The sequence below is a fragment of the Streptomyces coeruleorubidus genome (genome assembly GCF_028885415.1).
Taxonomy (GTDB): Bacteria; Actinomycetota; Actinomycetes; order Streptomycetales; family Streptomycetaceae; genus Streptomyces; species Streptomyces coeruleorubidus_A.
Genome location: NZ_CP118527.1, coordinates 1,292,515 through 1,319,066, shown reverse-complemented (window position 1 = coordinate 1,319,066; position 26,552 = coordinate 1,292,515). Strand labels below are relative to the sequence as shown.

Sequence of the window (26,552 nt, the reverse complement as noted above, 5' to 3'; positions counted from 1 at the left end):
CCGCCTCGCGCTCAGCCGCCCAGGCCACCGGCGAACGGCATCGTCCGCCACTGTTCGACGGCCGGCCGCAACGCGTCCACGAGCAGCGGCAGTTGGGGCGCGAGTGCGAGACACGCCACCGCGCGGGACATGCCCACGGCGTTGACGACGCGCAGCACACCCTCGTCCAGCCGCCGCAGACCCCGGCGCTCTGCGGCCGCGTTGTAGGCGGCCTCGCATTCGGGGCCGAGAGCCGCCAGGTCCCACTCGACCGGTCCGAACGTCGTCAGCTCGAAGTCGGAGTACAGCTCGCCGTCCGTGGCGGAGACGATGTTGGCCGCGGGGGAGTCACCGTGGATCGGCTGGAACTCGATGCCGGGGAACGCCGCCTCGAACTCCGCGCGTGAGCTGACGAGGGGTTCCAGGATGTCCCACTCGCGCCGCGCGCGGTCGAGGTCGGCCGGCTCCAGGAGGTCGGGCCGCCCCTCGAGCGCGGCAAGACCCTCGGAGACGAACCGCGGTTCGGCCGCCGACAGGAACGGCAGCTCACCCGGGTACGAGCGCAGCGCGGCGTGCAGGTCGGCGACCAGGCCGGAGTTGTGCACGTAATCGGGCTCCACGCTCTGGTCCAGTTCGACGAACTGCCAGAACGTCATCGAGAAACCGTCCCGCTGCACGGGCTCCCGCGGCACGAGCGGACTCGGCGGAATCACCGGGTGCCCCTGTTCCGCGAGCCATCCCACCACATCGAGCTCCAGCCGCTGCCGCGCCGCCTGTAACTCGGGGTCGGAGTACGACGGCAGGACGGTCGGCACCCGCACCACCACGGGCGAGGGGGCGAGGTGCACCACGACGGAGAACACGTCGTAGAGCACCCTCGCGTCGGTCACCGTGAGCCCCAGATCACGACCCGCGGCGACGGCCGCGGCGAGAGCGCGGGACTTACGGGCGTCGATCTGATCGGACGTCAAGAAATCTTCCATGCCGACGATGGTGCCACGCGGTCACGCCGGTCACTCCGGTCACGGCCCGTACGACGGGTCGACGATCCGCGAACGCGTGCTCCTGTGCGCCCCCGGTAAAGAACCGGTGCGCTGCCCGGCAACCGGCGCTGCGGTCCCGGGCCTAGCGTGGCCGGGTCCCGTCACCAGCCACCCGGAAACGAGGAAGCAGCGCATGCCGTACATCACCGTGGGCCAGGAGAACTCCACCGCCATAGACCTCTACTACGAGGACCACGGATCCGGTCAGCCGGTCGTCCTCATCCACGGCTTTCCGCTCGACGGCCACTCCTGGGAGCGGCAGACCGCCGTACTGCTCGACGCCGGCTACCGCGTGATCACCTACGACCGGCGCGGTTTCGGGCAGTCCGCCCAGCCGACGACCGGCTACGACTACGACACCTTCGCCGCCGACCTGAACACCGTGATGGAGACCCTCGACCTGCGGGACGCCGTCCTCGTGGGGTTCTCGATGGGCACCGGCGAGGTCGCCAGGTACGTGTCCCGGTACGGCTCGGGCCGGGTCGCCAAGGCCGCCTTCCTCGCCTCGCTGGAGCCCTGCCTGCTCAAGTCCGACGACAACCCGCAGGGGGTCGCCCCGAAGGAGTTCTTCGACGGGATCGTCGCGGCCGTCAAGGCGGACCGCTACGCGTACTACACGGACTTCTACAAGGACTTCTACAACCTCGACGAGAACCTCGGCACCAGGATCAGCGAGGAGGCCGTCCGCAACAGCTGGAACGTCGCCGCGGGCGGCGGCTTCTTCGCGGCGGCCGCCGCGCCGTCGACCTGGTACACCGACTTCCGGGCCGACATCCCGGCGATCGACGTGCCCGCCCTGATCCTGCACGGCACGGGCGATCGCATCCTCCCCGTGGAGGGCACCGCCAGGCAGTTCCACAAGGCTCTTCCGGCCGCCGACTACGTCGAGATCGAGGGCGCCCCGCACGGACTGCTGTGGACCCACGCGGAGGAGGTCAACTCGGCACTGCTCGCCTTCCTGGAGAAGTGATCCGAATCCTGGAGAAGTGATCCGAATTCGCACCGCCTACGGTGTGAGACCCCGCGAGTGGCAGTCGCACGGCCTGTCCGGCGAGGGCACGCAGGTGCCGGGGCGGGAACGCCCCGGCACACCGGCTCGTTGCACATGAGTTCGCCCGCGTCACCGACCATGGGAGCATCGTGCCCGACACCACGCCCGACACGTCCACCGTCCTCCCCGCACTCCCGGCCTTGAGCGCGCAGGCCGAGCGGCTGATCGAGCTGGGGGTGCACGAGATCGCCGGGCTGTCCGCCGACGAGATCCGTAGGTTCGCCGCCGAGACCGACGGCGAGGCCGGCGCCCTGCTGGCCGTGCACCCGGACAGAGCCCCCGCCTCCGCCCTCGCCCCGCTGCTGCGCCGCGACGACAAACCGGGCTTCGTCGTCGTCGACATGCCCGACGTCGACGAGTTCGCGCCGAGCGCCGTCGAACTGCCCGACGCCCCGCTCTACGTCGTCACCGGCGTCGACCGCGGTGACCACATGGCCAACTGGAGCCCGGACGAGGCACTGCCCGCCCTCACCGCGGAGGACCGCACGCCGCTGCTGCTCACCGAGGGCATCCACTGGGTCCTCCAGGAGCCGGCGGTCCTGGAGCGCAACCGCTGCTTCATGACCATCGGCTCCCGGCTGCGCAAGGCCGACGGCAGCCTGGACGCCCGTACCCCGGCGATCTGGATCAGCAACGGCACCGGGCGCGACGGCCGGGAGCGGCGCAACGCCCCGAAGGTCGGCTGGTGCTGGTGGAACAACCGGCACACCTGGCTGGGCTTCGCCTCCACGACGGGCCGCAGGGCCTAGTCCCGGGGCGCCGGCGGGCCGGTAGGACCGCCCGCCGGTACCCCGGGCTTCCGACGCGAAGAACCTCAGGCCTGCGAAGCCCTGCGGACGGGGAGTCAGAACCTGGGCCGAGGGGCCCGGGCCTCGACGATCTCCGCGGCCTCGGCCTGCGTCTCCACGGACGGCGGGGAGCCGGCCAGGGGCTTGTTGGCTGTCTCCTTCATGCACAGGACGGCGATGACGCCGATGACCGCGGCGCCCGTGGAGTAGTAGGCCGGCATGAGGGTCGAGTCGAAGGCGCTGATCAGGGCGGTGATGACCAGGGGAGTCGTACCGCCGAAGATCGACGTGGCCAGGTTGTAGGCGACCGAGAGGGAGCCGTACCGGACGTGGGTGGGGAAGATCGCCGGGAGCGCCGCCGACATCGTGCCCAGCATCGTCACCAGGGAGAGCCCCAACAGCAGCAGCCCCAGGGCGATCAGGACGACACTGCCCTGCCGGATGAGCAGGAAGGACGGCACGGACAGGAAGAGGAACCCGAGCATCCCCGCCATCAGCAGCGGCCTGCGCCCGAAGCGGTCCGACAGCCGCCCGACCTGGTTGATGACGCACATCTGAAGCACCATCACCAGCAGCAGGATCAGCAGCCCGTGGTTGGTCCCGTAGCCCAGCTCGTCGGACAGGTACGTCGGCATGTACGACAGCAGCATGTAGTCCGTGATGTTGTACGCCGCGACGAGCGCGAGGCACAGCAGCAGCGGCCGCCAGTACCGGGTGAAGATCTTGCCGAGGTCGGCGGCGGCCGAGGTCTCCACGGCCTCGGCGGCCTCGCTCGCCTTGACCTGGCCGCCCTCCAGCTTCTGGAAGGCGGGCGTCTCGTCCAGCTTCAGCCGCAGATAGAGGCCGATGAAGCCGAGCGGAGCCGCGACCAGGAAGGGGATGCGCCAGCCCCACGCCAGCATCTGGTCGTCGCTGAGGAGGGTCTGGAGGACGACGACGAGGCCGGAGGCCCCGACGTAGCCGGCGAGCGTGCCCAGCTCCAGGAAGCTGCCGAAGAAGCCGCGCCGCTTGTCGGGCGCGTACTCCGCGATGAACGTCGAGGCGCCCCCGTACTCCCCGCCGGTCGAGAAACCCTGCACCAGCCGGAAGAAGATCAGCAGGGCCGGGGCCCAGAGACCGATGACGGCGTGCGAGGGGACGAGGCCGATGGCGAAGGTCCCCACCGCCATCATGATCATGGTGAGGGAGAGGATGCGCTTGCGGCCGACCTTGTCGCCGAGCGGCCCGAACACCATTCCGCCGAGGGGACGCACCAGGAAGGCCACCGCGAACGTCGCGAAGGAGCTGAGCAGTTGGGCGGTGTCGTTCCCCGACGGGAAGAACACCTTCCCGATGGTCGAGGCCAGGTAGCTGTAGATGCCGAAGTCGTACCACTCCATCGCGTTGCCGAGGGCGGCGGCCTTCGTGGCGCGCTTGACCGCCGCATCGTCGGTCACGGTGATGTCGCTGCGGCGCAGCTTCGGATGGCGTCGTTTCTCGATCGCCCGGAACAGCACCCGGTGTCGTCTCACGGCTGCGGGATCCACCGACTCGTCGTTGTCGGGCGCCGCCATTACGTCGTTCCTTTCGCCGGTCGTCTATCCCAACCACAACGCCTGCACAGATCTCGCGCGCTCAAACGAACCCCTTCGCGCGGCGCCCGCACGACTACCGACAGTAACGGCCGGGTGCTACGGGTGAGACCCGCGCTGTCTGTCCGACTGTGGTGTGTGCGTGTCCCGGAGGGGGAACTTGGTTCGCCGGTGCCCACTGTCGGGGCGCCCACCTGGTTGAGAGGAGCCCATGTGACAGCGTCGGCGTCGGGCGACCGGAACCAGGGCGCGCAGGAGGCCGGATACGAGCCGGACCCGCGCCGGTGGCGGGCCCTGTGGGTCACCCTGGTGGCCGGCTTCATGAGCCTGCTGGACGTCTCGATCGTGGCGGTCGCCCTGCCCTCCGTCCAGCGCGGCCTGGACGCCTCTCCCGCGCAGGTCCAGTGGGTGGTGTCCGGATACGCCCTCACCTTCGCTCTCGCGCTGGTCGCCGCGGGACGCCTGGGAGACGCGCTGGACCGGCGCCGCATCTTCCTGCTGGCCCTCAGCGGCTTCGTGGTCTGCAGCGCGGCCTGCGGGGCGGCCCCCAGCATCACGCTGCTGGTCGTGGCCCGCCTCGCCCAGGGCCTGGCGGCCGGCTTCATGGCTCCCCAGAACTCCGCGCTCATCCAGCAGATGTTCCGCGGTGCCGAACGCGGCCGTGCCTTCGGCTTCTTCGGCGCCACCGTCGGCATCTCGTCCGCCATCGGCCCTCTCGCCGGCGGCCTGATCCTCGCGCTGGCCTCCGGCGGCCAGGGCTGGCGGTGGATCTTCTACGTCAACGTCCCCATCGGGATCCTCGCCGTCCTCCTCGGCCGCCGCCTGCTGCCGCGGACCCGGCGGTCCGGCCGGCAGCACGTGGATCTGCCCGCCTCGGCGTCCTCGCGCTGATGTATCCGCTGGTCCAGGCGGGCTCCGGCGGCTTCGGCGGGCTGTGGTGGATGTTCCTCGCCGGTGCCGCGATCCTCTTCGGCTTCACCCGGTGGCAGCGTCGCCTCGTCGAGCGGGACAGCCAGCCGCTGCTCGATCCGCGCCTGTTCACGACGGTGCGCGGCTATGCCGTCGGTGCCGGCGTCGGCACGCTCTACTTCATCGGCTTCAGCGGCGTCTGGCTGGTCTTCGCGCTCTTCTACCAGGACGGCCTGGGCTTCTCCCCGCTCCGGTCCGGCCTCGCCGTGACTCCCTTCGCCCTCGGCTCGGCCTGCGCGGCCGCGGTCGCCGGCCGGCTGGTGGACCGGCTCGGCCGCAAGCTCACCGTGGGCGGCCTCACGGCCGTGATCGCCGGGCTGGGCGGCACCGCGCTGCTGCTCCGCTTCGCGCCCCTCGACATCGCCCCCTGGGCCGCCGCCCCGGTGCTGTTCCTCGGCGGCCTCGGCAGCGGGTGCGTGATCTCGCCGAACATCACCATGACGCTGCGCGACGTGCCCGTGCACATGGCGGGCGCGGCGGGCGGCGCCCTGCAGACCGGGCAGCGACTAGGCGCCGCGGTGGGCACCGCCGCCCTGCCCGGCCTCTTCTACCTGGTGCTCGGCAGCGGCGAGGACTACCGCGGCGCCCTCGCCACCGCACTGGGCGCCGGCCTCCTGGGCATGCTGGCCTCCCTGGCCCTCGCGACGTCCGACTGGAGGCGCGACCGGCGGACCAGGCAGCAGCACGGGAAGTGCCCGGAGGATGTCGCCAACAGCCCCATACACGCCCGGCAGCACTGATTCCGCGGCGCGCCACCGACTACCGGAGCCGCCGGGCCGAGCAGGGGGGACCGGGATCAGCCGGCGGCCAGCACGGTCCTCCCGGCACCGGCACCGGCACCGGCACCCGCAGTGGCGCTCGCGTGGTCGTGCGGGGCCAGCCGCAGGTAGGCGGTGATCTGCTTTCCCCTGGCCCGGGGTGCCACGGCGACCCGCTCGCTGACCGTGTGCACCAGGCGCAGTCCGTGGCCGCCGACGCGGAACCGGTCCCCCTTGCGCACCGTGGGCTGCTCCGCCGAGGTGTCCCACACGGTGATGGCCAGCTGTCCCCGGAACAGGCGCAGGATCAGCTCGCAGGGGCCGGGAGCATGCCGGATGGCGTTGGTGACCAGTTCGCTGACGACGAGTTCGGCGTCCACGGCCAGAGAGGCCGGAATCCGGGCGAGGGCGGTGTGCGGGCCGTGGGCGAGGAAGGCGCGCAGGGCCAGGCGTGCGTCGACGGCGCTTGCCGCGCCGTCGTCCCAGGCCGCGCCGAAACGCACTGTGGCCTGCTCGTCCGCGCCCGGTCGATCTGCCGCCTGCTTCCCAAGCGGGAGGACCATACGGATGCTCTTTCGTTGTGTTCACCCCTGCCGGGGCCGCTCTGTCGCTCTGCGTTTACCCGGGCGTGGACCGCGCATACCAGGACGGTCTCCGGCGATCCCAGCAAGCTGCTCCGATCGCCGCCGAGGACCTGCTCCGTTCCCTGCTGCCCATCGCCTGGCTGATCACCCCGTACGACATCGGCGACGACGGAGCCGGCACGCTGGTGCTCTTCCACACCGTCGAGCGGCAGACCGCTGCCCGAGCTGGAACGGCCGGCCCTGCCGGCTTACCTCACCACGCGGCTGACCTCCACGCTCGACGTCGACGGGCGCTGGAACGCCTGGTGAGCCTGGTCGTGCCCCGGCTGGCGGACTGGGGGATCGTCGACCTGATCAACGAGCACGACGAAGTCCGGCGTGTGGGGGCCTTGACCCTCGGCCGGACCGAGGACCCGGTCGCCTTCACTCCCGCCGATCTCCCGCTGGTCGCACGAGCGGACGGCCGGTGACCCGGCGACGGATCCTCAGGGTTCGACATGGATCTTGGGGCCGGGCCCGGAGCCGGCCGGGCGCTCGCCGGCGAGGACGGGGCCCACCTCGTCCAGGCCCACGGTGGCGGCGACGAGCGGCCTGGGGTCGACCGATCCGGCGGCGTACGCCCGGATGGTGGCGTCGAGGCCGGGGGAGGCGGACAGGACACCTGTCGCGGTCACGTCCTTGAGGACGAGCGTGCGCGTGTCGATCCTGCTGGGCTCGCCGGCCAGCCCGATGTACACCAGGCGGCCCCCGGGTTCGACCAGTTCCAGGGCCAGGTCCGGCAGCCGGGCGGCGTTCGTGGCGTCGACGGCCGCGTCGAAGGGCACCTCCGGCACGGAGTCCTCCGTCCACACGTGCTCGAAGCCCAGGGAGCGGGCGAAGGCCAGGGAGCTCTCGGTGGTGCCCATGAGGTGCACCTCGGCGCCGGACGCGCGCAGGAACATCGCCACCAGCAGCCCGATCGTCCCCGGGCCCAGAACGAGGGCGCGGTCCCCGGGCGCCGGCGCGGCGGCCCGAGCGGCGCGCAGGGCGTTGCCGCCGGGCTCCACAAGAGCGCCGAGCACGGCGTCGACGGAGTCGGGCAGGGCGTGCAACGAGGAGGCGGGTACGGCGAGTTGCTCCGCCAGTGCCCCGGGCAGGCCCCCGCGTATGCCGACCTCCCGCCGCTGCTCGCACACATGCTGACGCCCGCGCAGACAGCGGCGGCAGGTGCCGCAGCCGAGCATGGTGTCACCCATGACACGGCGGCCGAGCCAGCCGGGATCGACACCGCCGCCGACCGCCGTCACCCGCCCGGCCCACTCGTGGCCCGGCCGCATCGGGTAGGCGGAGTGGCCCTGGTGGAGGTAGGCCATCGCACCGGTGAAGAACTCCACGTCCGTGCCGCACACACCGACCCGCTCGACGTCGACGACGACCTCACCGGGGCCGGCCACCGGCACCGGAAGCTCCTGGACCTCGTACGCGCCGGGACCGGTCAGGACGAACGCGCGCATCACGCGACGGCTCACCACGGGTGGGGCTCGCCCAGGAGGCCGGGCGGTTCCGTCAGCTCGGGCATGTCGCTCGCTCGACCGTCTGTTTATGCTTCATGACGTTCCGGAATCTAGACCGCTGTACCGTCTATCGGAAGGGCTCCATGGAGAGACTCCGCAGCGCGCAGTGGTACGAGGGACAGGACCGCAACGCCTACATCCACCGGGCATGGATGCGACGCGGCGTGCCCGGCGACGCCTTCACCGGCCGGCCGCAGATCGCCATCGCCAACACCGCCTCGGACCTGACCCCTTGCAACGCGCATCTGAACGAGGTCGCGGCCTCGGTGCGCAACGGCGTGTACGAGGCGGGCGGCATCCCGCTGGACCTCCCGGTGGTGTCGCTCGGTGAGACCCAGGTGCGGCCCACCGCCATGCTGTGGCGGAACATGGCCGCGATGGCCACGGAGGAGATGCTGCGGGCCAACCCCGTCGACGGCGTCGTCCTGCTCGGCGGCTGCGACAAGACGATCCCGTCGCTGCTCATGGCCGCGGCCTCGGTGGACCTGCCCGCGGTCGTGGTCCCCGGCGGCCCGATGCTCAACGGCACCTTCCGCGGCGGACTGCTGGGCTGCGGCACCGGTGTGTGGCAGCTGTCGGAGGAGGTCCGCGCGGGCACGCTCTCCCAGGAACAGTTCACCCGCTCCGAGTCGGCGATGATCCGCAGCCGCGGCCACTGCAACACGATGGGCACGGCCTCGACGATGGCGCTGGTGGCGGAGGCGCTCGGCACGGTCGTCCCCGGTACTGCCGGGATCCCCGCCCCCGACAGCCGGCTGCTGGAGGCCGCGCACCACACCGGCCGGCTGGCGGTGGACATGGTGGGCGCCGACCGGCGACCCGGGACGTTCCTGACCGAGGCGTCCTTCCGCAACGCGATCGTCGCCCTGGCCGCCATCGGCGGCTCGACCAACGCCGTCGTCCATCTCCTGGCCGTCGCGGGCCGGCTGGGCATCGACCTGTCGCTCGACGACTTCGACCGCATCGGCTCCCGCGTGCCGGTCCTGGTGGACCTCCAGCCGGCCGGCCGCTTCCTCATGGAGGACTTCCACCGAGCCGGCGGCCTGCTCGCCGTCCTGCGCGAGGTGCGCGACCTGCTCGACCCCGACGCGCTGACCGTCACCGGCAGGCCGCTCGCCCACTACCTCGACGACGCCGAGATCTGGGACGGCGAGGTCATCCGCACCCGCGCCCGGCCACTGGTCGCCGAGGGCGGCATCGCCGTCCTGCGCGGCAACCTCGCACCCGACGGCGCCCTCATCAAACCGGCCGCCGCCTCCGCGCACCTGCTCCGGCACCGGGGCCGGGCCGTCGTCTTCGACAGCATCGAGGACTTCCGCGCCCGTATCGACGACCCCGGTCTCGACGTCGACGCCGACTCCGTCCTCGTGCTGCGCGGCTGCGGACCCAAGGGCTACCCGGGCATGCCCGAGGTCGCCAACATGCCCCTGCCGAAGAAGCTCCTCGCCCGGGGCGTGCGGGACATGGTCCGGGTCTGCGACGGCCGGATGAGCGGCACCGCCTACGGCACGGTCGTCCTGCACGTGGCCCCCGAGGCCGCGGCCGGCGGCCCCCTCGCCCTCGTACGGACCGGGGACTTCATCACCCTCGACGTCGAGGCCCGCCGTATCGACGTCGACGTGCCGGACGGCGAACTCGCCCGCAGAACCCCCGACAAGGCCACCGTCACCGGCTTCGCCAAGCCCCGGCGCGGCTGGGAACGCCTCTACGTCGACCACGTCCTGCAGGCCGACACCGGAGCCGACCTCGACTTCCTCGTCGGCTCCAGCGGCTCCGAGGTGACCCGTGAGTCGCACTGACACCAGGTCACCTCGGGGATTCACCACGTCACGGGCAGTTCCGTGACGCCACCGGTGAGGGTGGTGCGCACCTCCAGCTCGTCCAGCTCCCTGGCGAGCCGCAGACCGGGCAGGCGGCGGGCCAGCGTGGCGAACACGATGCGCAACTCCACCCGGGCCAGGCTCGCGCCGATGCAGAAGTGCACGCCGTGGCCGAAGCCGAGGTGGGTGCGTTCGGGACGGTCGGGGTCGAAGGTCTCGGCGTCGGTGTAGACGGAGGAGTCGCGGTTGGCGGAGTTGACCGACAGGATCACGGCGTCGCCGCGCCGGATGGTGACACCGGCGACGTCGACGTCGGTGTGCGCGTACCGCAGCAGTCCGAGGTCGCCGGGCGCGCCCAGGCGCATGATCTCCTCCACGGTGGCGTTGACCCGGCCGTCGGGGTCGGCGGTCAGCGCCTGCCACTGGTCGCGACGCGTGAGCAGGAAGAGCGTGCCCAGGCCGATGCGGTTGACCGTGGTCTCGTGGCCGGCGAACAGCAGCCCGACGCAGAGCTGGATCATGTCGGCGTAGTCGTAGTCCGTGTCGGTGCTCTGCGCGCGGACGAGGTCGGAGATGACGTCCTCGCCCGGCTGCGCTCGCTTGGTCTCGGCCAGACCGGTCATGTACTCGTTGAACTCGTCCCGCGCCCGGTGGGCTTCGTCGCCGATGGCGTGGTCGGACATGCGCTCCGACAGCGAGGCGAAGCGCTCACGGTCGCTCTCGGGCACCCCGAGCAGCCGGCAGATGACGGCGACCGGCAGCGGGAACGCCAGCCCGGCCTGGAGGTCGACGACCCGGTCGGGGGCGGCGGCGTGCTCGGTGATCAGCCGGTCGACGCACGTGTCGGCCAGGTGCTGGACGTGGTCGGAGAGCATCCGCATCCGCTTGGCCGAGAACGCCGGGGTCAGCAGCCGGCGCATCCGCGTGTGGTCGGCCTCCTCGGTGTCGTAGTTGCCCGTGGGGCCGTCCATGACCGCGGCGGACGTCAGGCGTGACGCCCGTTCCGGCTCGGGGTGGGAGCGGCCGAGTCGCTTGTCGCCGAGCAGGTCGCGCACCTCCTCGAAGCGTGTGACCAGCCAGGCGGGATCACCGGCCGGTGTGGTGACCGGCGTGACCGGCGCCTCGCGGCGCAGTACGCCGTACAGGGGCGCGAGGTCGAGAACGTTCGGCCTCGGGAAGGGCAGTTGCTGTCGCTCGGCGGTAACGCTCATGGCGCTCCTCCTGTGATCTCCGCATGCGATCTTCGAGCCGCCCCGAACGTAGCAGTTTATTGGCAGTAACTGTCATTAAAGTTTCGGTCAGTCGTCTCCCCTGTCGCTCGCGTGTTTAGATCGCCTGATGGAGGACCTCATGGTGGACAGCGGCCGTACACCCCGCCGGGGCCGGCCGCCGGTCAGCGACGAGCAACGCGGGCGGCAACGCCTCGACATCTCCCGCCACGCGGTCCGGCTGTTCGCCGAGCAGGGCGTGGCCGCCACCTCCGGCGAGCAGATCGCCCGGGCCGCCGGAGTCTCCGAGCGCACGCTGTGGCGCTACTTCCCGACCAAGGAGAGCTGCGTCGAGCCGCTGCTCAGGAAGATGCTCGACGCCTTCCGGACGGTCCTGCACGCCTGGCCGTCCGAAGCCGGCCTGATCGAACACCTGCGCACGGCCTACCAGCCCGTCCTCGACTCCTCGTCCGAGGACGTCGAGGCGGTTCTCGCCGTCATCCGCATGACCCATGACGAACCCGCGCTGCGCGCCGCCTACCTCGTGCTCCGGGAGCGCGCCGAAGAGACGTTCACCGAGGTCCTCGCCGAACGCATGGCCATGCCGCCCGAGACGTTCGAGGTGCGCGTGCAGGCCGCCACCATGAACGCCGTACTCAAGGTCGCCGCCGACGAATTCGCCCGTGAAACGGCCGACCGGGGCATCACCCCCGAGGTGCTGAACGATCACCGCGAACAACTCGCCCACGCACTCGGCCTCGTCACCAGGAGACTCTCGGGCACGGACGCCGACTGACGCGCCCCGCCCCCGTTGGGAGCCCGTCTCGCTTCAGCGCTCTCGACGACCGACCACGGCGGCGTGCGGGTTGTGGGCGCGTACCGCTGCCGCGACCGCGGCGTCGTCGGGCCGGTCGCGCGCTTCGAGGCCCGCGACGACGCCCTCGATGTTGTTCTGCGGCTGGTTCTGGCTGAGCTTGAACTTGGCCTCGACACGGCTGATGACCACCTCGACGCCGACGATGCCGCGCAGTTGCCGCTCCACGAACTTCGCCGGGGCCTGGTCGACGGACCAGGGTTCGGCGCGCCCGGCTTCATGCCGGTCGGTCAGGCGGCGTACCTGGCTCTCGATCCAGGCCGGGTCGTCGTGCACGACCAACTGCCCGTACACGTGCGCGGTGATGTAGTTCCAGGTCGGCACCACCCGGTGGTGCTCCGCCTTGGCCGGATACCACGACGGTGTCACGTACGCCTCGGGCCCGCGGACGATCACCATGGCCTCGCCCTGCACCGGCCGACGCCACTGGTCGTTGCCGCGCGCCATGTGGCCGACGAGGGCGCCGTGTTCGCCGGCGTCCGGGTCGTACTCGAAAGGCAGCAGGGTGGCCACGAGGCCCTCGGCGGTCATGGTGATCAGGTCGGACGCGCCGTGGTGGTCCAGCAGTTCACGGACCGAGGCCTCGTCGGGGACGAAGTGCTTGGGGAGGTACATGGCAGCCTTTCGCGCCGTTGGGGCTCAGGTGGTGGTCCGGGGTCCGGCCGGGCTGAGGTAGGACGCGGCGGTCTGTGCGGCGTGCGGGGCGAGCAGGCCCTGGAGCTCCTCCGCCGCGGCCTTGAGGAGATCGCCGTCGCGGGTCGCGTGGAGGGTTTCGAGGACGAAGGCGACGTGTGTGGAGTCCTCGGTGACGCGGGTGCGGTGGGCGTCGCGGTGGTTCCAGTGGCGGGTCAGGACGCCGGTGGTGTCCGCGTAGATGATCTCGCCGGGCTTGGGGTGCTCGACGGTGTCGGGTTCGCCGAGCGGGGTGAAGGACTCGGTGCCGTCCGCGTAACGGATGGCGACGTCCCCGGCGACGTGGGCCAGGTCGAAGGCGCCGGCGGGCAGGCCGTGGCGGACGGAGACGGCGTTGTAGGAGTCGACGGCCGGGTTGATGCGCGGCAGCGTGCCCTTCTTGGCGAGGCGGCGGCCGAGCGCGTCGACGCTCGGGCGGATGCGGCGGGGGTTGGTGCCGAAGGAGCGGTAGGCGGTGTGCCAGGCCTCGATGCGGGGGTCGGTCTCGTCGGCGGGCTGCCAGGTGCCGTCGGCGAGTTGCTGCTCCAGGTCCGCCACGGCGGTTGCGGTGTGGGGCCAGGGTTCGTGGCCGCGCAGGCCGGTGGCGGTAACCAGGGCGATGAGGGTGTCGGGGAAGGCGTCCGCGACGGCGGGGGTGAGGTGGAAGGTGGGCATGCGGGTTTTCCGTTTCTCGCGTCGGGGCGGGCCTTGGTTCGGTGGTGAGCAGGAGCAGCAGGTTCGCCATGGAGTCCAGCACACCCGCGGCTGCCGGCAGGGCGTACGCGGGCCGCTCCGAGCCCAGCCTGCGGTGCATCACCTCCGCCGCGGCCGGGGTGACGGCCGAGGAGACCGCCCGGCCGACGATCAGCGGCGCCACCCGGCTGTCGGACGGCGCCTGATGCAGGCAGACAAGCTGAAGGGCGATGGCGGGACCGCTCGCCGGCGTGCGGTAGAGCAGGGCGAACGCGGCGGCGGAGGCGACCCGGACGCGGCATCCCGGCCGAGGGTGCCGGCGCTGGACGAGGCTCCGATCACCGGCCACGAGCGAGCTGCCCAGGACCAGCAGCAGAGCGATCACGGCACATCCCTTACCATTCAGTGGAACGACCAGACCATACAACAGAACGACCGGCTGGTGTCAATAAAACGACCGGGCGGTGCAGTCGAATGTTCCAGCTGCAAGGATGGTGATCAGGTGGCCGAGGCAGCCGCAGCCCTGCGGACGGTCGCACACAACGTCCGGGCGGCCCGCATCCGCGCGGGCCTGACGCTGGAGGAACTCAGCCGGCGCGCCCAGGTCAGCAAGGGCGCCCTGGTGGGACTCGAGAAAGCCCAGGGCAACCCCAACCTCGCCACCCTGGTCCGGCTGGCCGACACCCTGGGCATCTCGGTGTCCGCCCTGATGCAGGGACCGCCCGCAGGCCGCGTCCGTGTCGTGTCCGCAGAGGCCGTGGCCCCCTTGTGGACCGGAGAGCGGGGCAGCGAGGCCCGGCTGATGCTGACGACGTCAGGGCCCGCGCCGGTCGAGGTCTGGCGCTGGCGGCTGGAACCGGACGAGGAATACCCGAGCCACCCCCACCAGGGCGGAGTGGTGGAAACCGTCAGCGTCACCTCCGGCCGGATGACCCTGATCGTCGACGGCACCGAGCACACCGTCGAGGCGGGCCAGACCGCCACGTTCGACGGCGACACCCCGCACACCTACCGCGGTGCGGGCACCCAGACCTGCCACCTGATCATGACGGTCCATCTGCCACCCGGCCCCATCCCGGCGAGCTGAACCGCCAGAGTGCCGATCGCTCGTGTGGTCGCGTCGGTAACCGGATTGCCCTATCCGGATTCGCTGGTGCGATCTCCCGCGACCGCGCCAAGCTCGACGACCTCGTCGGCACGCTGACCGCCGAGGGCATCACCGCCGCCGCGTTCCCCGCGGACGTACTCGACCGCGACGCGCTCACCCAGGCGCTCAAGGACGCCGCCACGCGGTTCGGCGGCATCGACGTACTGGAGTACTCCCCGGTGGGGACCTTCGGCGTCACCACGCTGACCGCTCCGGCCGGGACCGAGCCGTCTCACGTGGAGTTCGAGATGAACTTCCAGCTGTACGGCGCCATCACCGCCACCCAGGCCGTGCTGCCCGCGATGCGGGAGGCCGGCGCGGGCACCCTGCTCTACACCACCGGCGCCGGATCCATCTGGCCCGACCCGAGGGTCGCCAACGTCAACGCCGCCGCCGCGGCCCTGCGCAACTGGGCGATGAACCTGCACAAGGAACTGGCCGACGCAGGCACCGGCATCCAGGCCGCCCATGTCGGTATCGACGCGTCGATCGGCGTCTCCGTCATCCCCGGGCTGGAGGCGACCAAGCCCGAGCGGATCTCCCCCCTCTACTGGGAACTGCACACCACCAAGCGCGACCAGGCGGAGCTCGTCTCCAAGCTCTGACAGCCGGGCTCCAGGTCCGCGAACCTCATCCGTCACTCGTGTTTCAGGCCTCGGCGTTTCGGCCAACCGAAGCCGCCCCGGGGCGGCTTCAGTACCGCGTCCACCCGTTCGCGTCCTTGCCGCACCTGGGGGCGCACGCGTCCGGAATCGATCGCGTTCGATTCCCGCGCTGCGTCGTTATGCCGTGCACCGCCGAGCCATCCAGGTGCGGCACGACCCGAGGAGCGATGCGGATGACGGTCACCGACGCCTCGACCGACAACGCGAAGTCGCCGCCCCCTCCACCCCCGGCCACCATCACCTTCGAGGGCAAGTTCGGCAAGAACCCGCTGGCAGACGCCGGCTTCACCGCGATGTGCCGACGTCTGCCCGCCGTGCTCGGGCACACGGCCCGGATGGCGTGGGCCGTCGACAGGACCGGCGTCGTGCTGCTCCTCGCCTGCCAGTTGCTGACCGGCGGCGCGGCCGCCGTCGTCCTCGCGTTCACCGCACAGGCGATGACCCACATCCTCGGCACCGGCACCGTGTCCGAACGCCTGCACGCCGCGCTGCCCGCCCTGATCGTCGTGACGACGGCCGCCGCCATCGGCCGAATCAGCGGCGCCCTGTCCTCGTACGCCGACGGACGCATCACCCCGCTGCTGACGACCGAAGCGGACATCGCGCTGGTGACCGCCGTGTGCCGCGTGGAGTCGAGCGCCTACGGCGAGGACGGATTCGCCGACCGGCAGGAGGCCGCCGAAATCGGCGTCACCCGGACCCGGCTGATGGTGCAGGACGCTCAGCGGTTCATGTCCGCCCTCATCCGCATGGTCGCCGCGAGCGGGGTCGTCACGACGCTGCACCCGCTGCTGCTGCCCCTGCTCCTGCTGGCCGTCCTCCCGGCCGGCGCCGGAGCCGTCCTGTCGGCACGCGTCGACTACGAGACCCACTACCTCAACCTCGGCGACCGCAACGTGCGCTCCATGATGCGCTGGTGGGCCACCTACTCCCGCTTCGGCGACGAGGTCCGCGCCAACGGCATGACCGGCTACCTCACCTACTGGTACCGCGCCCTGTCCGACCGGATCGACGAGCGCACCCTGACCGCTGCCCCGCGCATGCTGCGCATCACCCTCGGCACCAGCGCCCTGGGCGGGGTCTTCCTGCTGTGCACCTGGACCACGCTGGCCTGGCTGGCCGCCACCGGCCGCATCGCCCTGCCCGTCGCGGCCACCGCCGTGGTCGCCGTCCAGACCACACTGGCCGCGCTCTCCCAGTTCGTCATCCACGGCGCCGCGATGTTCCACACCTCGCTCTACCTCGCCGACATGCGGTCCTTCCTCGACATGGCGAGTGAGCGCGCACCCAGGCGCGGGGACCTGGCCGTCCCGGAACGAGTGGACGAGATCCGCCTCGACGAGGTCGTCTACCAGTATCCCGGCAAGGAGGAACCCGCCGTCGCAGGCGTATCGCTCACGCTGCGGCGCGGCGAGATCCTGGCCGTCGTCGGCGAGAACGGCTCGGGCAAGTCGACCCTGACCAAACTCATCACCGGCATCCTGCTCGCCGACAAGGGCCGCGTCCTGTGGGACGACACCGACCTCGCCCAGGCCGACCCCGACGCCGTGTGGAAACGCACCGCGCTCGTCCCGCAGAACTTCGCCGCCTGGCCCCTGCGCGCCCGCGAGAACATCACCCTCGGCCAGCCCCGGACGCTCGACGACGGGCCGGTGTGGGACGTCGTCGACGCCGTCGGCATGCGCGAGGCGATCGGGAAACTGCCCCAGCAGCTCGACACCCTCCTCGCCAAAGAGCTGTGGGGCGGCGCCGAGTTGTCAGGCGGGCAGTGGCAACGCCTCGCATGCGGCCGCGCCCTCTACAGGCGGACCCCGCTCCTGATCCTGGACGAACCGACCTCGCAGATGGACGCCCGCGGCGAGCACGCCATCTTCCTGGAGATCAAGCGGATCGCCGCCGAGCGCATGACGATCGTCGTCACCCACCAGCTCGAGAACACCAAGCTCGCCGACCGCATCATCGTCATGGACCAGGGCCGCGTCATCGAACAGGGCACGTACGAGGAACTGGCGAACGCCGGAGGCCTGTTCGCGGAACTCGTCTCCCTGTCCCAGGACCGGTGACGGACCATGAACCTCGCAACCTGACCCACGCGCCCGCCTCGTCGCCGACGACAACGGCACCACCGGTCTCGCGAACGCTCGAGCCGGTTTCCGCCAAGTAGAGGGTGAGACCGCCGACCGGCGGTCCGCCGGCAGAGGTCCTGAGACGGAGGTCCGGTGACCAAGGACCTGAACGACAAGCATGCGCCGACCCCTGCAGTGCTGGACCCGGCAGCCTTCGAGCCGCTGGTCGAGCGACATTCGGTGGGCCTGCACGGCTACTTCGCGCGCCGCGCGCCGTCAGCCGCCGACGACCTGCTCGCCGAGCTGTGGCTCCAGGCGTACGCGACGCGACACGGTTTCGATCCCGACCGGGGGTCCGTACGAGCCTGGCTGTTCGGCGTGGCCAGAAACGTCCTGTCCGCGCACTGGCGGCGGCTCGCGGCATCCCGGCCGCCGGGCCCGGCGGGATCGAGCGGGGCCGACGATCCCTGGGAGGCGGTCGACGACCGGCTCGTCGCCGCCGCGATGGCCCCGCGACTGCGCGCGACTCTCGCTGAACTGCCCCCGGACGAACGCGAGTTGCTGCTCCTGGTCGCCTGGGAGCAGCTGACGCCGAGCGAGGCCGCGGCCGTGGTCGGCATACCCGCCGCGACGGCTCGCACTCGACTGCACCGCGCCCGCAACCGCATGCGCTCCGGCGCCTCCCGCGAGCTGACAGGCGGCCCCACGTGACGGACACAGAAGGAGTGAACGGCATGAACAGCAGGAACGGAAACCATGGGATGGACGGGACGGGCAGGATGAACGAACGCGACGACCTTCTCGACTTCCCGGGCGCCGACGAACTGATAGCGGCCGGAGCCGTGGCTCCGCCCCGGGCGGACCAACTCACCGCCGCACGCGACCTGTTGGCACGCCTCGCGGAGCGCGAGACCACGAACACGCGCGCCGCCCTGGCGCATGACGCCGTGCTGCCGCCCGCCGTGGCGCGACGGGACGGTCCGACGGCGTACCTGGCCCCTCCGCGGACACCACGGCTCGTCGGCCGCGCAGCGCACGGCCCGGACGGGGAGGAACCGTCGGGGACCGGGGGCCGGCGAAGCCGGGGCCCGCGCCGCCGCCGGTTGCTGGTCGCGGGTGCGGCGGTGGCGGTGCTCGCCGCGGGGGCGGTTGCGTATCCGGTGCTGGACGTGGGAGGCAAGCCCGCGTCCACGGCCTCGGCGGCCACCCGGTTCCTGAACGAGATGGCGGAGGTCTCGACAGAGGCCCCGGCGCCCCAGGGGAAGTACTGGATGTCCCACTACTGGGCGAAGGACGGCCGGGCGACGGCCACGGTGACCGTCTACAGCGACCGGTCGGGCGCCACCTGGATTCGGCACCCCAGCGGCAAGGTGACCAGGTCGGGCCACAACATCGCCGACTGGCCCGTGGGCGACCGACGGCTGTCCTGGACCGACTTCGACCGGCTGCCCACCGACCCGGAAGCGCTGAAGGCCCACTTCTCCAAGGGCGCCGCACAGCGGTTCGACCAGGCCATGGCGCTGCTCGCGGAGTCCCCGGCGAGCCCCCGGCTGCGCTCCGCGCTGTTCCAGATCGTCGCGGAGACCCCTGGGGTGACCATGACCCAGAACGTCAAGGACAGCCAGGGCCGTCCGGGCACCGTGATCAACCTCCGCCGCGAGGTGGAGAATCGCAAGGAGAAGATGGGGGCGGAGCCCTCCGCCGCTTCCCGCACCTACGTGGACGGCCCCTACTACTTCATCGACCCGCGAACCAGCCGCGTACTGGAACAGACCAGCGAACTCGGCGCCACCTCCCTCGTCCGCACGACCTACCTCAAGGTCGGATGGACCGACCGCATCGGCTGACGGGCACCCGGCACCCCGCCGCGGCGCGCACGCCGCGCCGGGGCCGGCAGCCACGCCCATGGAGCGTGTGGCAATGCCTCTACCCGCCGCGGACCGCACGGCGGAGCTTGGTGAGGCGCTCGCGAAGGGTGCGTTCCCCGCCGTGCTGCGTGGGGCGGTAGTAGTCCTTGCCCACCAGTGCGTCCGGCGGGTACTGCTGCTCCAGGACTCCGTCGGACGTGGCGTGGGGATAGCGGTAGCCGACCGCGTTGCCCAGCTCCGCGGCGCCTGTGTAGCGGCCGTACCGCAGGTGAGCGGGCACCTCACCGACGGCGCCCGCTCGGACGTCCGCCATGGCCTCGTCGATCCCGACGATCACCGTGTTCGACTTCGGCGCCAGGGCCAGATGCACGGTGGCCTGCGCCAGGGCGAGACGAGCCTCGGGCATCCCGATCAGCTGGACCGTCTGCGCCGCGGCGACGGCCGCCTGCAGCGCTGTCGGGTCGGCCAGCCCGACGTCCTCACTGGCGTGCACCAGCAGCCGCCGCGCGACGAACCGCGGGTCCTCCCCTGCCACGAGCATGCGGGCCAGGTAATGCAGCGCGGCGTCGGGGTCCGAACCGCGGATCGACTTGATGAACGCGCTGATGACGTCGTAGTGCTGGTCGCCCTGCCGGTCGTAGCGCACAGTGGTCTCGGCGATGGCCCGCTCCACGGCCGGCACGTCAATCACCATGCCGCCCGTGTCAGCCACCCCGTCGGCACTCGCCTCCAGCGCGGTCAGCGCGCTACGGGCGTCGCCGGCGGCAAGGCGCACCAGGGCGTCCTCGGCCTCGGCCGACAGCGAGACCGAACCGCCGAGGCCGCGCTGATCCGTCACCGCCCGCCGCAGCAGCTCGCGGACCTCGTCCTCGCTCAGCGACTGGAGCTGCAACACCAGCAACCGCGAGAGCAGCGGCGACACCACCGAGAACGACGGGTTCTCCGTGGTGGCGGCAACGAGCAACACAAGCCTGTCCTCGACAGCGCCGAGCAACGCATCCTGCTGCGTCTTGGAGAAGCGGTGCACCTCGTCGATGAACAGCACGGTTCGCCGGTTGTGACGGTGGCGACGGCGCGCGTCGTTGATCACCTCGCGCAGTTCCTTGACTCCGCTGGACAGCGCGGAGAGGGCGACGAAGTGCCGGGTATCGACGGCGGCGAGCAGGCGCGCAATCGTGGTCTTCCCGGTGCCCGGCGGGCCGTAGAGCAACAGCGACGCCGCCTCCCCGCCCTCGACCAGCCGCCGCAGAGGGGCGCCGGGACGCAGCAAGTGCGCCTGGCCGACGACCTCATCGAGCGTGCGCGGCCGCATCCGCACCGCCAACGGCGCGGTGGCCCGCACGGGCTCGGCGGGCGGGGTGTCGGACAGGGTGTCGGACGTCGGTAACTCGAACAGCCCCTGCTCCTCGGCAGTCATCACTGCCCTTCCTGTGTGGGGTGGTCACTCATGAACGGACCCTACGTCTCATGAACGGAACCCATGTCTGCCGTCACACCTACGCGTACAGCGTTCCCCGGGCGACGACGACGGCGGATCCCGCCACCTGGACCGACTCGATCCGTTCCGACGTCCCCGTGGCCCGAGCCCGCATAGTCGAAGGACGGTCGATCTCGACACCCTGGCGGATCTCGATCCACTCCCCGAACGGGATCAGACCGTGCCGGGCCAGGTGTACCGCGAGAGAGCCGGCGGCCGAGCCGGTGGCCGCGTCCTCCACCACGCCATAGGCGGGCGAGAACATCCGCAGCCTCCATCGCGAACCCGAACCCGCGAAGCAGTTGGCGGCCATATCGGGAAGCCTGGCGAGAATCCTCTGGTCCGGCTCCAGACCGGAGAGCGCAGCCACGCTGTCCAGGCCGACGAACACGTGCCGCGGTCCGTTGCAGTAGACCTCGACCGGCAGGGTGCAGGTGGACGCCGCCAGACCGAGACCGGCGAGCAACTCGTCCGCATGGTCGTAGAGCTCCCACGTGGGGATGGGTTGCGTCATGCGGGCCGCGCCGACCCGGCCGTCGCCGGCCCGCTCAAGACGGAACGCCACAGTGCCCATGGCGGTCTCCATCCGGATCGTCTCCGCCGCGTTCGACTCGCCGAGCACGATGGCGGTACCCAGGGTCGGATGCCCGGCGAACGGCAACTCGTTCACCGGGGTGAAGATCCGGACCCGTACATCACCGTCGTCTTCCGCGGGGAGGACGAAAACGGTCTCCGACAGGTGCATCTCCTGTGCGATCCGCTGCATGCGCTCGGGAGGAATACCGACGGAATCCACGAAGACCGCGGTCGGGTTGCCTTCCAGCGGGACGTCGGTGAAGACGTCGGCTACCACGTACTCATATGTACCCATCGGTTTCCGTCCTCGACGTCGGGTCATCGCGGCTCATCCGCTGAAGTCCAGGTCAGTGGGTGTCGAACAGGGTCTGGTATCGAGCGACTGCCTGTTCTGTTGCTGCACGCTCGTCAGAGGTCGGGTCGAACGGATCGGCCGCGGGGGGAAGTGCACCAAGTTTGAGTAGCGCGGCCATGAGAAGCATGCGCGCCTTGGAAGCTGTGAGGTTGTTGCCCGAGATGAACGTCGGGTCGGTCCGGTAGGCCATGCCTCCGGTGTTGCCGCGGCCGGTGCGGACCACCGGCATACCGGCGAAGATGGCGACGCTCAATGCCGCATTCCTCGTCGGGTCGGCCATCCCGAACGGTGACATGCCTTCACATACGAAACCGGCCAGTGGTGCCGTGGCGAGATTGGCCTTGATCCGTGCGAGGATCTCCACTTCCTCGTCAGCCGTGGACGGACTGTCGGTGTCGATCCGCGTCGCCGCGTACCGGCCGTACTTGGTGATCGTGACGTGCGGCATGGCGGTGGGGACGAGTCCGTCGGTGTCCCTGATCGAAACGTCGACCAAGGACACGCCCGTGTCCAATGTGCCGGCGACGCCGGTCACCTGCTCGGGGAGCACGGTGAGGCGTAGGTCCGAGCAATGGGTGTGACGACGGGCGGGGAGGTACGTGAGCTGAGGCGGGCCATAGCCACCCAGGTCGGCAACGACTCCGCCATGACCGCCGGTGACTTCGTAACCCCCCGGTCGGGCGTCGACCTTGGTCACGTCCCGGGCCGCGTAGACGAGTTCATCGACGATCACGCAGGCACCCACGCGGTCTTCGCCCCGTTCGTCCAGGGCGACGCCTGACGCGATGTACTTCACGCCGTCCACCACATTGCGGTCGCCGTCGGCGCTCAACGATTGGTGACGGCGTTGAGCGGCGTGTCCGATGAGTGGCACCGTCGTGTCGACCATCAGTCCGAGCCAGTACAAGGTCTCCTCGACGGTCGGACTTCCCTCGAGCCATTGGGCGCCGTCGTAATCTCCGGTAGCGAGGACAGCCTGGACCTGATTGGTCGCCTGGGCGAGGCTCGTCAGGCCGGGCTCGCGCTGCAGGTGGTACGGGTAGTAGACGAAGAAGTCCTGCCCGAGGCGTTCGGAATCGGGGTCCGCGGTGTATCCGCCCGACGGAGCGGCGCGGAAGAAGTCAAAGTCGGCGATCGACCACAGCTCGACGGGAGTTCCGTGGTCGGCAAGGCCGAACCGCTCGATCTCCTCGTAGAGGCGGCGGGCATCGGGGTAGAACGTTTGTCGAGCGGCTTCCGGTGGTGCGAACGGTGTGGTCGCGGTCTCTTCCCAAGCGGACCCATCCGCTTGCCTGGCCATGTAGGGGAGGGGATAGAGACCGTCGTCGGGGCGGAGTTCGACGGCGTACACCGGTGTGGCGTCGACGTGAGGCTGCTCCTGGTGGAATGTGCCGTCCTTGTCGAGCCAGCCGTCCGGGGGAGCGTACAAGCGGGCTGCGTCTCGTTCGAGTGGATGCGCGCTGAACGCCTCGATGTAGACCGTCACAGGTGCCGCGAGCCGCTGGGGGCGCAGGACGTCGAAGTGCGCGGGGCGCAGCGGGAGACCGTGACGTGTACGTGCCTTGTTCGATGTGATCAGGTCCGGTGTGTTGAGGATCGTCGCCGTCGGCCCGGCGAACACCGCGATCCGCGGCCGCGGCGCGCCGCCCGGAAGGATTTCACGCATCACAACGGGCGCAGGTGCTCGATCGTGACGCCGTGCCGCTCGGCCAGCCGCTGGGCGACCAACGATCGATGGCAGGCCTCAGGGTCGCGCTCGACACAGAACAGCGCTGCGGTCCCGCTGCTCGGCAGCGCCGACACGATCGGCGCGAGGTCGGCGCGGTCGAGGATCTCGCTCGTGTAGCGGCGGGTGTACTCGGCGGCGAGCTCGCGGCGCGAGCGTTTGCCGACCCCGCGGCGGTCGTCCTCGGCGTACTGGAGCTGACGTAACTCGGTTGTCGGGGCGAGTTCCCGGTGGTGCTCGTAGGCGATCCCGGCAGCGGCGAGGGCCGCCTGCAGCCGGCGTGAGTTCGCCCAGGCGTACTCGGGTCCGCGCACGCCGCGGCGCTGGCGTACGTCGAGCAGCAGGCGGACATTCGCCTGCTGCAGTCGTTGCAGGTAGGACTCGCCGTCGAAGCCATAGACGCCGATTGTTGCCACCTTGAGCACCACAGATCTCCCGTCCGCTTGATTGCTTGCTGCTGATTCGGTTCGCTGGCGCGTCACCCGGCGGCAGCGATCAGGGCGGTCGTCTCCATGGGCAATTCGGCGATCCGTGCGATGTCCAGGCCGGCTCGGTTCAGCAGCGCTGTGACCCGGTCGAGGGTGCGGTGCTCGCCGCCCGTCGTCATCAACAGGTGCAGATCCCAGAGGGCAGGCAGCACGGTGGAGTCCTCGTCCTCGACGAAACGATCGAGGATCAGCAGTCGCGACGAGGAGTCCGCCATGGCGCGGCGGCAGTTCTCGAAGACCTTGACGACCGCGTCGTCGTCCCAGCCGGCCAGCACTCGGCAGAGGATATAGACGTCCCCGCCCGTCGGGACGTCTTCGAACATGTCGCCCCCGACCAGGTGGACGCGGTCCGGTCCGATGGTGGCGGCCAGGTGCTCACGCGCCTTGGGCATCATGTGTTCGCGGTCGAAGAGCGTGCCTCTGGCATCTGGTGCGGCGCCGAGGATCGTGGCGAGGAGGTGCCCGCCCCCTCCGCCCACGTCCACGACCATCTTGCCGCCGGAGAAGTCGAAGACCTCCGGGACCTGGTGGAAGAACATGCTTCCGGCGTTCATGGTGTGCTGGAACCGCCTGGCGGTGGCCGCGTCCTGACTGAGATAGTCGTAAAACGACTGGCCGTAGGCGACTTCGAAACCCGAGCTTGCCGTGCTGATGGCGTGGTGGGCGTGACCCCAGGCGGAGTAGAACTCCTCGCCGTAGAGCAGGCACATGTCGCGCAGGGACTGAGGGCCGTCGAGCAGCGCTGCGCTCACCTGGGTACTCCGGTAGCCGGTCGACTCGCTGCCCTCGAATACGCCCATGGCCACCAGGAGGCGCATCAGGCGGTGAAGGCCCTTCTCATCGGCCCCCGTCGATTTGGCGAGTTCGCCGCAGGTGGTCCGGCCGGCCTCTATGTGGTCCGGCAGTCTGAGTTTGACCGCGGTGTACAGGGCCTGCGCCCTCCACCCACCGGTGATGATGTCGACCACCTCTCGAGTGGCCTGCACGTCGACTGTCATTGAGTCCTCCCCATCCTTCGCATGAGCACCCGGGGCCCCGAGGACCTCCCGGTGTGAAGCGGAACCAGCGGACAGCCCCACCACACACCGGGAGACCTCCCACCCTTCACCCGTCAGCCGGCCGTGGCGCCTCGACAGGTCACGGCGGCGGGTGGTGGGGGGCGTACTGCTTCACGATCCACCGGCAGATCACCTCCACGACGTAGGCCCGCTCGGCGTCGTCGAGTGCGTGCCCGGCGGGGATGCCGTGCCAGCGCGCGAGGCAGGTGCGGCAGCACGTCGCGGTGGCGTGCTGGGCGACGAAGACGGGATGTCCGCGGTAGGGCGTCTGACGGCCGTCGTTGCGCGGTTCGGCCGGGGCCAACCTGCGACCGATCAGATCCTCGGCGTGCCTGCGGACGGTCATGATCCCGCGCAAGTCGACCACCGCACGGTCCCTTCCGCGCAGCCGAAACTTCGCGCGGAAGGGGTGCCGCCCGATCCGGTCCAACCTGTCATCCAACTCGTCCGTCATCGGTTCGGGGCTGGTTCGAACGCAGTAGCCCCGTGGTCGATCAGGACCGCTGCTGGCTGATGTTGACCATCCAGGTGATCCCGAACTGGTCCACGAGCGAGCCGGCCTCGTCACCCCACGCCTGCTTCTCCAGAGGCATCGTCACGATGCCGCCGGCGGACAGCTTCTCGAAGTAGTCGCGGAGTCTGGCGTCGTCGCCGCCGAGGTAAAGCGCGACGTTGTTGCCCGGGTTGAAGGGCACCTCCTGCGGGACGTCCCACGCCATCACCGTGTAGCCGTCCGGGGTGCTGAGCATGGCGTGCATGATCTTGTCGGCGTTGGGCGCGTCCGGTGCACCGAACTCGCCGACCGTGCCCATCTCCAGCTTGCCGCCGAGGACTTCCCGGTAGAACTCCATGGCCTGCCGTGCGTTGCCGTTGAATGCGATGTACGGGTTGAGCTGAGATCCCATCTGATGCTCCTTGCTGAGAGTGCGAAACGACTCGAACCTGGAAGTCCCTTACGTGGGGATCCCGCCGCGCTTGATCTCCGGCACGTCGATCCCCAGCGCACGCAACTGCTGGAACGGATTCATGAACTCTCGGTTCTGCTTGATCTTTCCGTTCTCGAGCAGGAACGAGTGTATGAAGTGGTTCCTGTAGTAGCCGGGCGGGTAGTCCGGATAGAGGATCTGCCCCTCTCCGTCACACTCGACCCAGAATCTGTTGGGGTCTTGTGTTTCGAAGATCTGCACGTTCTTCCATTCCCAGTCGGGGAACATTCGCAATGACCACTCGCCGTGCGCCTTGAGTTTCTCGTGGCCCTGCGAGACGACTGGTTCGCCGGTGTCCGTGGTGTACAGGCCGGCGCTACCGTCCTCGGTGAACAGCAGATACCGCGTCAAGCGGTTCTCGCCTTTTCGGCTCATGTAGTCCGCGACGACCTCGCGGTTCCGGCGGCGGAGTTCGACGTCGGTGCCGAATCCCTCGGGCTGCGTACTGGTGTCTGCCATCTCGAATCCCCCCACTCCAGGATGTGACCGCCCAGTTGTGGCCTGTTTTCGATGCTTGTCGCACGGCCCTGTGCCGCCGCCCGTGTTCGGGTGATGCCCCCGGAACACGGGCGGCGGC

General features: G+C 70.4%; 24 protein-coding genes and 3 pseudogenes. 11 read left to right on the top strand and 16 right to left on the bottom strand.

The window, feature by feature from the left end; all coding sequences use genetic code 11:
• Window positions 1-11: 11 nt before the first annotated feature.
• Window positions 12-962: a phosphotransferase gene (locus tag PV963_RS06140; protein ID WP_274814562.1), complete on the bottom strand. Its 951-nt coding sequence runs from the start codon at window positions 960-962 to the stop codon at window positions 12-14.
• Between the two features lie 193 nt (window positions 963-1,155).
• On the opposite strand from PV963_RS06140, the gene PV963_RS06135 reads away from it, so the two are divergent.
• Window positions 1,156-1,992 carry an alpha/beta fold hydrolase gene (locus tag PV963_RS06135; RefSeq protein ID WP_274814561.1) on the top strand — a complete coding sequence of 279 codons (837 nt, stop codon included), beginning with the start codon at window positions 1,156-1,158 and terminating at the stop codon, window positions 1,990-1,992.
• A 170-nt stretch (window positions 1,993-2,162) separates the two neighbouring features.
• A complete protein-coding gene (locus PV963_RS06130) occupies window positions 2,163-2,822 on the top strand; it encodes a DUF5701 family protein (protein ID WP_274814560.1) in 660 nt (219 codons plus the stop codon).
• Window positions 2,823-2,917: 95 nt separating this feature from the next.
• On the opposite strand, the gene proP is transcribed toward PV963_RS06130, so the two are convergent.
• Window positions 2,918-4,414, bottom strand: coding sequence for a glycine betaine/L-proline transporter ProP (proP, locus tag PV963_RS06125; RefSeq protein WP_274814559.1), 1,497 nt, complete (start codon window positions 4,412-4,414; stop codon window positions 2,918-2,920).
• 231 nt (window positions 4,415-4,645) lie between these two features.
• Here proP and PV963_RS06120 point away from each other — a divergent pair.
• Window positions 4,646-6,141, top strand: a pseudogene (locus PV963_RS06120) (MFS transporter).
• A 56-nt stretch (window positions 6,142-6,197) separates the two neighbouring features.
• Here PV963_RS06120 and PV963_RS06115 read toward each other — a convergent pair.
• Window positions 6,198-6,722 carry an ATP-binding protein gene (locus PV963_RS06115; RefSeq protein WP_274814558.1) on the bottom strand — a complete coding sequence of 175 codons (525 nt, stop codon included), beginning with the start codon at window positions 6,720-6,722 and terminating at the stop codon, window positions 6,198-6,200.
• Window positions 6,723-6,862: 140 nt separating this feature from the next.
• Here PV963_RS06115 and PV963_RS06110 point away from each other — a divergent pair.
• Window positions 6,863-7,135 (top strand): annotated as a pseudogene (locus tag PV963_RS06110) (DNA-binding protein); the annotation flags it as partial.
• Window positions 7,136-7,228: 93 nt separating this feature from the next.
• Here the strand turns inward: PV963_RS06110 and PV963_RS06105 are convergent.
• The gene (locus PV963_RS06105; RefSeq protein ID WP_274814557.1) at window positions 7,229-8,236 is read right to left on the bottom strand and encodes a zinc-dependent alcohol dehydrogenase; all 1,008 of its coding nucleotides are present in this window, start codon (window positions 8,234-8,236) and stop codon (window positions 7,229-7,231) included.
• A 143-nt stretch (window positions 8,237-8,379) separates the two neighbouring features.
• On the opposite strand from PV963_RS06105, the gene PV963_RS06100 reads away from it, so the two are divergent.
• Window positions 8,380-10,095 carry an IlvD/Edd family dehydratase gene (locus PV963_RS06100; RefSeq protein WP_274814556.1) on the top strand — a complete coding sequence of 572 codons (1,716 nt, stop codon included), beginning with the start codon at window positions 8,380-8,382 and terminating at the stop codon, window positions 10,093-10,095.
• 20 nt (window positions 10,096-10,115) lie between these two features.
• On the opposite strand, the gene PV963_RS06095 is transcribed toward PV963_RS06100, so the two are convergent.
• The gene (locus PV963_RS06095) at window positions 10,116-11,327 is read right to left on the bottom strand and encodes a cytochrome P450 (RefSeq protein ID WP_274814555.1); all 1,212 of its coding nucleotides are present in this window, start codon (window positions 11,325-11,327) and stop codon (window positions 10,116-10,118) included.
• Between the two features lie 127 nt (window positions 11,328-11,454).
• On the opposite strand from PV963_RS06095, the gene PV963_RS06090 reads away from it, so the two are divergent.
• On the top strand, window positions 11,455-12,120 hold the full coding sequence (locus PV963_RS06090) for a TetR/AcrR family transcriptional regulator (protein ID WP_274814554.1): 666 nt from the start codon (window positions 11,455-11,457) through the stop codon (window positions 12,118-12,120).
• A gap of 33 nt (window positions 12,121-12,153) precedes the next feature.
• On the opposite strand, the gene PV963_RS06085 is transcribed toward PV963_RS06090, so the two are convergent.
• The 3 genes and pseudogenes from PV963_RS06085 to PV963_RS43590 all read right to left on the bottom strand — a co-directional run.
• Window positions 12,154-12,813 carry an FMN-binding negative transcriptional regulator gene (locus PV963_RS06085; protein ID WP_274814553.1) on the bottom strand — a complete coding sequence of 220 codons (660 nt, stop codon included), beginning with the start codon at window positions 12,811-12,813 and terminating at the stop codon, window positions 12,154-12,156.
• Window positions 12,814-12,837: 24 nt separating this feature from the next.
• Window positions 12,838-13,545, bottom strand: a complete 708-nt coding sequence (locus PV963_RS06080) for a B3/B4 domain-containing protein (protein ID WP_274814552.1) — start codon at window positions 13,543-13,545, stop codon at window positions 12,838-12,840.
• A gap of 46 nt (window positions 13,546-13,591) precedes the next feature.
• A pseudogene (locus PV963_RS43590) lies at window positions 13,592-13,911 on the bottom strand (EamA family transporter); the annotation flags it as partial.
• A 154-nt stretch (window positions 13,912-14,065) separates the two neighbouring features.
• Here PV963_RS43590 and PV963_RS06070 point away from each other — a divergent pair.
• The 5 genes from PV963_RS06070 (at window position 14,066) to PV963_RS06050 (ending at window position 19,288) form a co-directional block, all read left to right on the top strand.
• Entirely contained in the window at window positions 14,066-14,650 is a 585-nt protein-coding gene (locus PV963_RS06070) for a helix-turn-helix domain-containing protein (protein WP_274821954.1), read from the top strand.
• Window positions 14,596-15,315: an SDR family NAD(P)-dependent oxidoreductase gene (locus PV963_RS06065; protein ID WP_274821953.1), complete on the top strand. Its 720-nt coding sequence runs from the start codon at window positions 14,596-14,598 to the stop codon at window positions 15,313-15,315. Before PV963_RS06070 ends, PV963_RS06065 begins: the two co-directional genes overlap by 55 nt.
• Before the next feature lie 233 nt (window positions 15,316-15,548).
• Window positions 15,549-17,438: an ATP-binding cassette domain-containing protein gene (locus PV963_RS06060; RefSeq protein WP_274814550.1), complete on the top strand. Its 1,890-nt coding sequence runs from the start codon at window positions 15,549-15,551 to the stop codon at window positions 17,436-17,438.
• 156 nt (window positions 17,439-17,594) lie between these two features.
• Window positions 17,595-18,152 (top strand): RNA polymerase sigma factor, encoded by a 558-nt coding sequence (locus PV963_RS06055; protein ID WP_274814549.1) that lies wholly within the window; start codon window positions 17,595-17,597, stop codon window positions 18,150-18,152.
• 23 nt (window positions 18,153-18,175) lie between these two features.
• Window positions 18,176-19,288 carry a hypothetical protein gene (locus tag PV963_RS06050; protein ID WP_274814548.1) on the top strand — a complete coding sequence of 371 codons (1,113 nt, stop codon included), beginning with the start codon at window positions 18,176-18,178 and terminating at the stop codon, window positions 19,286-19,288.
• A gap of 79 nt (window positions 19,289-19,367) precedes the next feature.
• On the opposite strand, the gene PV963_RS06045 is transcribed toward PV963_RS06050, so the two are convergent.
• The 8 genes from PV963_RS06045 to PV963_RS06010 form a co-directional block, all read right to left on the bottom strand.
• A complete protein-coding gene (locus PV963_RS06045; protein WP_274814547.1) occupies window positions 19,368-20,726 on the bottom strand; it encodes a replication-associated recombination protein A in 1,359 nt (452 codons plus the stop codon).
• Window positions 20,727-20,805: 79 nt separating this feature from the next.
• Complete coding sequence (locus PV963_RS06040; protein WP_274814546.1) at window positions 20,806-21,657, bottom strand: PhzF family phenazine biosynthesis protein; 852 nt, start codon at window positions 21,655-21,657, stop codon at window positions 20,806-20,808.
• 52 nt (window positions 21,658-21,709) lie between these two features.
• A complete protein-coding gene (locus PV963_RS06035) occupies window positions 21,710-23,383 on the bottom strand; it encodes an asparaginase domain-containing protein (protein ID WP_274814545.1) in 1,674 nt (557 codons plus the stop codon).
• Window positions 23,383-23,859 carry a DUF488 domain-containing protein gene (locus PV963_RS06030; protein WP_274814544.1) on the bottom strand — a complete coding sequence of 159 codons (477 nt, stop codon included), beginning with the start codon at window positions 23,857-23,859 and terminating at the stop codon, window positions 23,383-23,385. The genes PV963_RS06035 and PV963_RS06030 overlap by 1 nt, the downstream gene beginning before the upstream one ends.
• Window positions 23,860-23,921: 62 nt before the next feature.
• The gene (locus PV963_RS06025) at window positions 23,922-24,929 is read right to left on the bottom strand and encodes a methyltransferase (protein ID WP_274814543.1); all 1,008 of its coding nucleotides are present in this window, start codon (window positions 24,927-24,929) and stop codon (window positions 23,922-23,924) included.
• Between the two features lie 139 nt (window positions 24,930-25,068).
• Window positions 25,069-25,443 carry a DUF4186 domain-containing protein gene (locus PV963_RS06020; RefSeq protein ID WP_274814542.1) on the bottom strand — a complete coding sequence of 125 codons (375 nt, stop codon included), beginning with the start codon at window positions 25,441-25,443 and terminating at the stop codon, window positions 25,069-25,071.
• A gap of 40 nt (window positions 25,444-25,483) precedes the next feature.
• Window positions 25,484-25,894, bottom strand: coding sequence for a VOC family protein (locus PV963_RS06015; RefSeq protein WP_274814541.1), 411 nt, complete (start codon window positions 25,892-25,894; stop codon window positions 25,484-25,486).
• 48 nt (window positions 25,895-25,942) lie between these two features.
• Window positions 25,943-26,434: a PhzA/PhzB family protein gene (locus PV963_RS06010; protein WP_274814540.1), complete on the bottom strand. Its 492-nt coding sequence runs from the start codon at window positions 26,432-26,434 to the stop codon at window positions 25,943-25,945.
• Window positions 26,435-26,552: the final 118 nt, after the last annotated feature.